This window comes from Romboutsia sp. BSD2780061687b_171204_C1 (assembly GCF_015560225.1).
GTDB classification, from domain to species: domain Bacteria; phylum Bacillota; class Clostridia; order Peptostreptococcales; family Peptostreptococcaceae; genus Romboutsia_C; species Romboutsia_C hominis.
This window is the reverse complement of the sequence record NZ_JADMRK010000007.1, coordinates 18,824-28,039: the sequence shown is the minus strand read 5'-3', so window position 1 is coordinate 28,039 and position 9,216 is coordinate 18,824. Positions and strand designations below refer to the sequence as shown.

The 9,216-nt window shown below is 28.1% G+C and carries 13 protein-coding genes; 9 read left to right on the top strand and 4 right to left on the bottom strand.

Going from position 1 to position 9,216, the window contains the following annotated elements:
• Positions 1-436 (top strand): pyridoxal-dependent decarboxylase (locus I2H23_RS11865; RefSeq protein WP_243240043.1); only part of this gene is annotated, 436 nt, incomplete at its 5' end.
• Positions 437-489: 53 nt separating this feature from the next.
• On the opposite strand, the gene I2H23_RS11860 is transcribed toward I2H23_RS11865, so the two are convergent.
• Positions 490-1,215, bottom strand: a complete 726-nt coding sequence (locus I2H23_RS11860) for a DUF3298 and DUF4163 domain-containing protein (RefSeq protein ID WP_243240042.1) — start codon at positions 1,213-1,215, stop codon at positions 490-492.
• A 184-nt stretch (positions 1,216-1,399) separates the two neighbouring features.
• On the opposite strand from I2H23_RS11860, the gene I2H23_RS11855 reads away from it, so the two are divergent.
• Together I2H23_RS11855 and I2H23_RS11850 are read left to right on the top strand one after the other, a co-directional pair.
• Entirely contained in the window at positions 1,400-2,272 is an 873-nt protein-coding gene (locus I2H23_RS11855) for a class I SAM-dependent methyltransferase (protein ID WP_092921558.1), read from the top strand.
• The gene (locus tag I2H23_RS11850; protein ID WP_195581679.1) at positions 2,272-2,943 is read left to right on the top strand and encodes an RluA family pseudouridine synthase; all 672 of its coding nucleotides are present in this window, start codon (positions 2,272-2,274) and stop codon (positions 2,941-2,943) included. The genes I2H23_RS11855 and I2H23_RS11850 overlap by 1 nt, the downstream gene beginning before the upstream one ends.
• 99 nt (positions 2,944-3,042) lie before the next feature.
• Here I2H23_RS11850 and I2H23_RS11845 read toward each other — a convergent pair whose 3' ends face one another.
• Positions 3,043-3,219, bottom strand: a complete 177-nt coding sequence (locus I2H23_RS11845) for a hypothetical protein (protein WP_195581678.1) — start codon at positions 3,217-3,219, stop codon at positions 3,043-3,045.
• A gap of 237 nt (positions 3,220-3,456) precedes the next feature.
• On the opposite strand from I2H23_RS11845, the gene I2H23_RS11840 reads away from it, so the two are divergent.
• The 4 genes from I2H23_RS11840 (at position 3,457) to I2H23_RS11825 (ending at position 5,469) form a co-directional block, all read left to right on the top strand.
• The gene (locus tag I2H23_RS11840; protein WP_092921554.1) at positions 3,457-4,173 is read left to right on the top strand and encodes a UPF0489 family protein; all 717 of its coding nucleotides are present in this window, start codon (positions 3,457-3,459) and stop codon (positions 4,171-4,173) included.
• A gap of 36 nt (positions 4,174-4,209) precedes the next feature.
• Positions 4,210-4,707, top strand: coding sequence for an SEC-C metal-binding domain-containing protein (locus I2H23_RS11835; RefSeq protein WP_092921552.1), 498 nt, complete (start codon positions 4,210-4,212; stop codon positions 4,705-4,707).
• A 27-nt stretch (positions 4,708-4,734) separates the two neighbouring features.
• The gene (locus I2H23_RS11830) at positions 4,735-4,878 is read left to right on the top strand and encodes a hypothetical protein (RefSeq protein WP_176698618.1); all 144 of its coding nucleotides are present in this window, start codon (positions 4,735-4,737) and stop codon (positions 4,876-4,878) included.
• 243 nt (positions 4,879-5,121) lie between these two features.
• Entirely contained in the window at positions 5,122-5,469 is a 348-nt protein-coding gene (locus tag I2H23_RS11825; protein WP_195581677.1) for a YxeA family protein, read from the top strand.
• 239 nt (positions 5,470-5,708) lie between these two features.
• Here the strand turns inward: I2H23_RS11825 and I2H23_RS11820 are convergent, their stop codons facing one another.
• A complete protein-coding gene (locus tag I2H23_RS11820; protein ID WP_092921546.1) occupies positions 5,709-6,629 on the bottom strand; it encodes a pseudouridine-5'-phosphate glycosidase in 921 nt (306 codons plus the stop codon).
• Positions 6,623-7,717: a PfkB family carbohydrate kinase gene (locus I2H23_RS11815; protein WP_166506124.1), complete on the bottom strand. Its 1,095-nt coding sequence runs from the start codon at positions 7,715-7,717 to the stop codon at positions 6,623-6,625. The genes I2H23_RS11820 and I2H23_RS11815 overlap by 7 nt, the downstream gene beginning before the upstream one ends.
• A 168-nt stretch (positions 7,718-7,885) precedes the next feature.
• Here I2H23_RS11815 and yabG point away from each other — a divergent pair, with 168 nt between their 5' ends.
• Positions 7,886-8,746, top strand: a complete 861-nt coding sequence (yabG, locus tag I2H23_RS11810; protein WP_166506123.1) for a sporulation peptidase YabG — start codon at positions 7,886-7,888, stop codon at positions 8,744-8,746.
• A 147-nt stretch (positions 8,747-8,893) separates the two neighbouring features.
• On the top strand, positions 8,894-9,160 hold the full coding sequence (locus tag I2H23_RS11805; protein WP_092921540.1) for a Veg family protein: 267 nt from the start codon (positions 8,894-8,896) through the stop codon (positions 9,158-9,160).
• Positions 9,161-9,216 lie beyond the last annotated feature (56 nt).

Sequence of the window (9,216 nt, the reverse complement as noted above, 5' to 3'; positions counted from 1 at the left end):
TCAAGTTATAGGACAATATTATAACTTCTTACGTCTTGGATTTGAAGGATATAGACAAATACATCAACGTACAAAAGATGTTGCAATGTATTTAAGTAGAGAAATAGAAGCTACTGGTTTATTCAAAATCTATAATGATGGAGAAAATTTACCAATAGTATGTTATAGATTAAAAGATGATGTAAATGTAGAATGGACATTATATGATTTAGCAGATAGATTAGCAATGAAAGGATGGCAAATACCAGCATATCCATTACCAATTAATCTACAAAATACAATAATACAACGTATAGTATGTAGAGCAGACTTAAGTCATGATATGGCTGAATTATTCATAAGAGACTTAAAAATGGCTATAAATGATTTAAATAATGCCAATGTATTAGTTCATGGTAAAAAACAAGAAAATAAAAAATATGGATTTACTCATTAAGAATCACAAAAATTATTTAAAAAGAGTATGACTTCGTCATACTCTTTTTGTAATTACATATTTTTTCTAAGGTAATATCTAAAGTGTCTACTATTTAAAGTGTTAATATTTTGAGGAGAACAAAAGAACCTAGGATTAATGTAAGGGGCAAATTTTTCAAAGGACATTTTAAACTTAGGTACTCCTATATCTTTAGGTGCTATCTCATCTAACTCAAAGTATATAACGATTCCGTCATCTGTTATATAAAAAGCCTGATCTTCTGGAATATATAAATCGTAGTTTTCATAATATAAATCTCTATTTTGACTTATTTTATAATTAACATAGTTAGTAATAAGTGTTATATAATCAACATTTTCTTTAAAAATATCTCTAAGGTAGATAGTTTTTCCATTATTTAAGTCAATATTAAAATTATTAAGTTGGTTATAAAGTAGGCCTTCATTTTCTACAAATCCTTTAAGTGTTAATATTGAGCTTAGTACATAGTTTTTATTAAATGTAACAGCATAGCATGACATAATATTAAACTTTCTATCCATTTCTTCTTCTTCTTTTAAGGTTCCTTCCTTAAAGTCATTGACATTGGCCTTTATAGTACTATTTAATTGGGAAAGTATAGAAGGGTTAACCTTAAAATATGTATTTTTAAAAGCATAAAAAGAAGGATACTGTAAATCGTATGAAAATTTTCCATCTCGCTCAAAGTCTTCATTAAATTTTACATGCAACAAATTATATATACAGTTGTATCCAACTTGAGAATTTCTCATCATAAAATCGCCCCCTATTAAAAATCAATTATTATATAGAATATGCTAGGAAACTAAATAAAATTAATAAAAAATAAAATTATATATACATAAGAATAAGTATATAAAGTATGGAAAATACCGAAAATATTAGTTAAATATATGATATAATACATAGATTAAGAATAAAAACTTTAGGAGGACATAAATGTTATTATTAGCAGATAAATGGAAAGACTATGAACTTATAGATATGGGTAACGGAGAAAAATTAGAACGTTGGGGAGATATAGTTTTAAGAAGACCAGACCCTCAAGTTATGTGGCCAATACCACATGAAAGTGGATTATGGAAAAATCCTCATGGACACTACCACAGAAGTAGTAGAGGTGGAGGACAATGGGAGCATAAAAAAAAGTACCCAGAGAAATGGACTGTTAGCTACAAAGAATTAAAGTTTAATATAAGTCCAACAGGATTTAAGCATACAGGATTATTCCCAGAACAAGCAGCTAACTGGGATTGGTCAATGGATAAAATAAGAAATGCAGGTAGACCAATAAAAGTACTTAACTTATTTGCATATACTGGTGGAGCAACAGTAGCTTGTGCAGCAGCAGGAGCAGAAGTATGCCATGTAGATGCATCTAAAGGTATGGTAACTTGGGCTAAAGAAAATTTACATACATCAGGCTTAGGGGATAGAAAAGTAAGATTTATAGTTGATGATGTTGTTAAATTCGTAGAAAGAGAAATAAGAAGAGGTAATAAATATGATGCTATAATAATGGACCCACCTTCATACGGAAGAGGACCAAAGGGAGAAGTATGGCAAATAGAAGATAAGTTATATGGTTTAGTTGAGTTATGCACAAAAGTATTATCAGATAAACCTTTATTCTTCTTAATAAATTCATATACAACAGGATTATCACCAATAATACTTGAACATATATTAGATGCTACAGTAGCTAAGAAGGCTAAAGGTGGTAAAATATATGGCGGAGAGATAGGTATACCTGCATCTAAAGATGGTAAGGTATTACCATGTGGTATATTTGGAAGATGGGAGTCTAAGTAATGATTAAAGTCATATACGAAGACAATCATTTACTAGTTGTAGAAAAACCTGTAAATATACTATCTCAAGGTGATGATACAAATGATAAAGATATGGTAAATCTTTTAAAGCAATATGTAAAAGAAAAGTACAACAAGCCAGGAAATGTTTATATAGGATTAGTACATAGATTAGATAGACCAGTTGGTGGAGTTATGGTGTTTGCCAAAACATCAAAAGCTGCTTCAAGATTATCTGATCAAGTAAGAACTAAAACTTTTAAAAAAACATATAGAGCAGTTATACATGGAACAATGAACAATGAAAGTGATACTTTAAAAGATTATCTTTATAAGAATAAAAAAACTAATATGGTTAGTGTAGTAAAAAAAGACCATAAAGAAGCAAAGAATGCTGAATTAAGTTATAAAACTTTAAGTACTAAGGGTAAATTTAGCTTAGTTGAAATAGACTTAAAAACAGGAAGACCTCATCAAATAAGGGTACAATTTTCAAGTAGAAAACATCCTCTATTTGGAGACCAAAGATATGGACAAGATGTAAATAAAGTTGGACAGCAAATAGCTTTATGGTCTCATAAGATAGAAATAGACCATCCTACAACAAAGGAAAGAATGGAGTTTGTTTGTGAACCACCACAAGAACATCCTTGGAATTTATTTGTTAAATAAAAACATTGTATTTGATAAATTGAGAAATATTTTTATATAAGCAAAAGAGCGAAGTACTTCAAAATTATTTAATAATCTGGAAGTACTTCGCTTTTAAATTTATAAGTTATTATCAAAACTTAATGCTAAAGCATTATTTAGATTTATTAAGTCTATAGAATCTTCTTCAGTATTATATTGTATAGGATTAACACAAAAACCATCAGTTGTTGCATAAGCTAAAAATGTTAAAGCTAAAGGTATAAAAAATATTGTTGTTAATATTAATGTTATCATTTTATAATTCCTCCTAAAATATTTAATAGTCTATGTTAAATAATTGATATTTTAAAATTTAAATAAGTTGTTCTTTCTATATACATATTATAAGATAAATATACAAAAAAAGCCTTACGTACAGATAACAGATTGATTACATTAGTGTAAGATAAAAGGTAGGTAATTAGAAAATAAAAAAATGTAAACTATATAGTATAATAATTTAGACAATAAATTAAAATAAAAGGAGATATTATGGATAGATACAAAGGATTTTATATAGATAGACCAATGGGAAATAATATATTTTCTTATGAGGAAAGAAGTAATAAAAGTATATTTGTACCGTCATTAATAGAAGGTACTTTAGAAGATGTTGCTGTTGGTGAAGAAATAGTGTTTAATGAGATTGATGAAGATAAAGAGATAAAGGCTAAGGGTCTTAAAAATATGGTTTTTTATAAAAAAGAAGATAAGGACATTTATATTTTCGATAACCACAACCATGCTCTTTATTTTTGGATAAATAGCTTAAAATCAAATAAGTTTAAAAAAGGTTGTAAATTAGTACATGTAGACCAACATAAAGATATGAGGGAACCTGAAAATTACAATGTAGATATGAATAGTCTTGATGATGTATTTAGATATACAAATGAAGTACTTAATGTAGGTAACTTTATACAGCCAGCATTAAAGCACAATATTTTTTCAGAAGTAATAATAATTGATAGTTCTTATGGATTTGAAATGGATATAGAAGGAGAGTATGTGCTAGATATAGATTTAGACATATTTTCTAAAGATATGGAGTATATTTCTTATGATAAGAGAGTATCTAAAATAAAGGAATTAATAAAAGGTGCCAAAGTTATAACTATAGCAAGTAGCCCTTTCTTTATAGACCAAGAGTATGCTATAAAAGTATTAAAAGAATTATTTAATTGTGATATAATAGAAGAGTTAATCTAATAATTATATTATAGAAGGTTTTAGGAGGAAAAACGTATGAGTTTATATACTGAATGGAGAAACTTAAGTGATAACCATGAAAGTCAAGAAGCAGAAGTAAAGTTCTGGGAAGATTATTTAAAGGTAGAAGCTTCAATATACAACGAGTTATTAAACAATAAGCAAGAAGTTGTAGAAGGTGTAGTTAGCGAATTAGCTGCTAAGTACAATACATCAGTTGAATACTTCATGGGATTCATAGATGGAATAAGTGAAAGTTTAAAAGAAGACATAACATTAGAAACTATAGAGGCAGATAGCACTATAAAATTAGATATAGATTGGGAAAAGTTATACTACAACATGGTAGCTGTAGAAGCTCATTGGTTATATAACTTACCAGGCTGGAATGAAATATTACCAGAAGCTAAGAGAAAAGAATTACAAAAAGCTTACAAGACATCTAAGACAGTTGTTAAAGAAGAAAAAGTTGGAAGAAATGACGCTTGTCCATGTGGAAGTGGAAAGAAATATAAGAAGTGTTGTGGAAAGTAAGGTAAATTTATGTTTATTCTAAGATACATGAACGAAGAGGATGATTTATCAGTAAAGGAATTTACAAACTTAAGTGAAGTAAAAAGCTATATATCTGAAAACAGTCTAGAAAGAACATGGCATCAAATAGAAGAAATAAAAAAAGTAATACCTAACTTAAAAGAAGATTAATATGTAGGTTACTCTGATGATTTTGAATTATTGGAGTAACCTTTTTTAGTTAGTGCTTTAAATATGTTTGCAGAAGATTGTTTATAATTGATATATTTATATGTTCTTTTTTATTTTCGTAACTTTATATCTAGTTAATAATATATATTATTTATTGAAAAAACAATAAAATATATTGATTTTAGAATAATAATATATTGTAATCAAATAAAGAAAAAATAGATAATAAAGGAGTTAATAATTTTGAAAAAAGAAAAGAATTATTTTAAAAATTTGATTTGTATAATTATTATAGGTATCTTAACACTAGGTATATATATGGGGGTTAAGATAAACAAAGATCTTTTTTTAGATGAAATGAGAACATCAATTAGAACTGATAAGTATTTTGTAAAAATAGAACAAGATGGTGTGATTGAAAATAACAAAGAAAAAAATCCTTGGATATACAAATATGAAACAACAGCCTATAACAAAAAAGGTAAGTCAATTAAGGTAAGTTTTTATGCAGATAAAAACTTGAAGAAAGGTGCATATATATGTGTACATGTTGGAGGTACTGGAGAGAAAAAAAGATATCTATGGGGTTGATAGTTTTGAGGAAGTAAATATTAACGACGTACCTAAATTAGCTAAAGAAGAATTAGATATGAAGTAATATGATTTTCCAAGTACAATAAGTTTGATAATGTAGAAAATTTTAATTCTATAACATAACAAAATGCACATTATTTACTAATGTGCATTTTAAGTATAATAAATTATTAGATATATTATTATAAAATTAATAGTTTTAATACCTAAGTCAATAATAATCTAATGGTACTATATTAGTTGTTTATGTCTGCTAAGTCTTTCGCTATTTGAGCTGCAACTCTTGCATTGTTATAAACTAACTCTATGTTAGAATCTAAACTCTTACCAGCAGTTATTGTCTTAACCTTATCTAATAAGAAAGGAGTAACTTTTTTACCTGCTATATTTTTCTCTTCAGCTTCTTTTAAAGCAGATTCTATAGCATTTGTTATAGTATCATAATCCATTTCATGTTCTGTAGGTATTGGATTACCTATAACCATACCACCTTTTAAATTTAAGTCCCATTTAGCTTTTAAAGCAGTAGCAACTTCCATAGAAGAATCTACTCTATAGTCAACACCAAATCCACTTCTTCTTGTGTAGAAAGCAGGGAATTCATCTGTACCAAATCCTACTACAGGTACACCGTTAGTTTCTAAGTATTCTAATGTTAAACCTATATCTAATATAGATTTAGCTCCTGCACATATAACAGCAACATTTGTATTAGCTAATTCTTGTAAATCAGCAGATATATCGAAAGTTTTTTCTGCTCCTCTATGAACTCCACCAATTCCACCAGTGGCAAATACTCTAACTCCTGCCAAATCAGCTAATATCATAGTAGTAGCTACTGTAGTAGCACCAGTTAATTTTTTAGATATAATAAAAGGTAAATCTCTTCTACTAGCTTTAACAACATCTTTGCTTGTTCCTAAGAATTCTATTTCTTCTTCAGTAAGGCCAACTTTTAACACACCATCTATGATAGCAATTGTAGCTGGAACTGCTCCATTTTCTCTTATTATTTTACTTACGTTTTTTGCCATTTCTACATTTTTAGGATATGGCATACCATGAGAAATTATAGTAGACTCTAATGCAACTACTGGTTCCCCTGCTTCTATAGCTTTTTTAACTTCTGGATGTACTTGTAAATATTTTTCTAACATAAAATCATCTCCTTAAGTATTTTTTCAACATTGTCTACAGACATATTTGGATTTATTGTATTTTTATGTGATAGCGCTATTATTGATGATGCTACAGAGAATTTAGTTGTATACTCTAGGTCAAAATCATTCATATGACAATACACTAAACTAGCTGTAAATGCATCTCCTGCCCCTGTTGCATTAACTATATCAACCTTTACTCCATCTAATTTAATGGAATTTTCTTTAGCTGCAGAAAATACACCATCTTTTCCAAGTGTAATAAATACTTTATTTACTCCTTGATCTAATAGGATTTTAGAACAAAGTTCTAAGTCTTTTAAATTATTTATTTCTATTCCAGATAAAGCTTCGGCTTCAAGTTTGTTTAGCTTTACAGTGTGGAATCGTCCTATTATATCTTTTATCTTCATACACTTTGCTGTTGAAACAGTATCAACAAATATAGGAATATGAGAATACTTAGAGGTTATATATTCTATAGCCTCTTTAGATAAATTTGTATCTATTACAATTGCTAATGACTCATTAATAAACTGATGTTTTGAGTTTATATATGAAGTATCTATTTTTTCTAAAATGTCCATATGAGATATAGCTACTTGCATATCATTAGAATCATTTAATATTGAAACATATATTGAAGTCGGCATTTCATTGGAAACAAAGCAATCTTCAACATCTATTCCAAGTCCTTTACATTCTGATAGTATCTTATTTCCATATAAATCATTTCCAATGGCAGAAATAAGCTTAGTATCTACCCCTAATCTACACATATTTTCAGCTATATTTCTCCCGACACCACCTAAAGATATATCAACCTTACCTGGATTAGAGTCAAACATAACAAGAGGTGAGTTAGTAGACCCTTGAATATCCATATTAGAACCGCCGATTACAGTTACATAATTACTTTTATTTAATATATAACCTTTTCCCCTGATATAACCTTTTTTCATTAGGTTAGTTATATGTACTGCAGTGGAAGAACGAGTTATAGATAGTCTATCCGCTAGTTCTTGTTGAGAAATCATAGGATTTTCTTTCAAAATATCTAAAATTTCTTTTTCTCTATCAGTCATATTTATCTCCTGAAATAAATATTTGCTTATATCGATAAGCATTTGTTTAATATTATATTAACATTATCTTTCCAATTTTTCAACAATAAAATGTTTTTATTCTTAAGGAACAAAAAAAAGTATCGAACATAATATAGATTAAGATAACAGTTATTAGGGAGGACGAATATGAATATAGGAGATATAGTAGTAAGAAAATCATATGGGAAAGATATAGTATTTAAAATAATAGCTTTTAGCATAGATGAAAAAAATGAAAAAGTGGCAATATTAAAAGGAGTAGCATTTAGAATATTAGCTGATGCACCAATAGATGATTTAGAGGCAGTAAGATTACCAAATATAAGAGATGTTTTATTAGATAAAAATGTAGAGTCCTTAATATCTCAATCAATGAGAAAAGCAAAGGAAAGAGAAAAAAAGATGAATAGGGCAGTTCCGAAATTACAAATGAATACAAATGTTTATGGTATGCCAGGAAAGGTCCTTCAAATTGATGGAGATAAAGAATATCTAAAACTATGCTTAGATGTTTATACAGAGTTAGGAATACCGGCAGTCGGAATTGCTATACCAGAGCCTAATCAGTATAAAGAAGTACGAGCACTGTTAGAAAAACATAATCCAGATATACTTGTAATCACTGGTCATGATGCTTTAACTTCTAAAAAAGGTAACACTACAGATTTAAGCAATTATAAAAACTCTATGAATTTTATTAAAACAGTAAAACAAGCTAGAAAGTGGCAACCTAATCTAGATAATTTAGTTATATTTGCTGGAGCATGCCAGTCAAATTATGAACAGTTAATCAAAGCAGGAGCAAATTATGCAAGCTCTCCAGGGAGAATAATGATACATGCTCTAGATCCAGTTTTTGTGGTAGAAAAAATAGCTTGCTCAAGAATAGATACTATAGTACCAATAGAAGAGGTAATAGAGCAAACTGTTACAGGTATGAAGGGTATAGGCGGGTCAGAAACAAGAGGTAAATTTAGATGGGCTATGCCTAAGTCTATAATTTATTAAAAATAATATCAAATTATATTGTATATTTTAAAAAATACTATTGACTTTTTTATCAAAAATATATAAAATAATTAGTTTAAACATTTGACAAAACCTCTTAAATGTGATATTATGTAAACATATAATCGTTTAAGAGAAGGTGATATTATGGCCACTGTTCAAACGCTAGATAATATAAGAACTAGCTTAGAGAGGCACTTAGGTAAAAAGATTTTACTTAAGGCAAATAAGGGAAGAAAACAGATTGTTACTAAGAAGGGGATACTAGAAAATGTTTATCCAAGTGTATTTGTCGTAAAAATATATGACGAAGCAAATGGTTATTCAAGAGTATCTTACAGTTACTCTGATTTATTAACATCTAACGTAAAGTTGAAAGTATTTAAACATCAAGATAAATTAAGTGTAAGTTAAAATTATACCTATCAAAAATAGGTGTAATTTTTTTTTTGTTCCTTAAATATAAATAT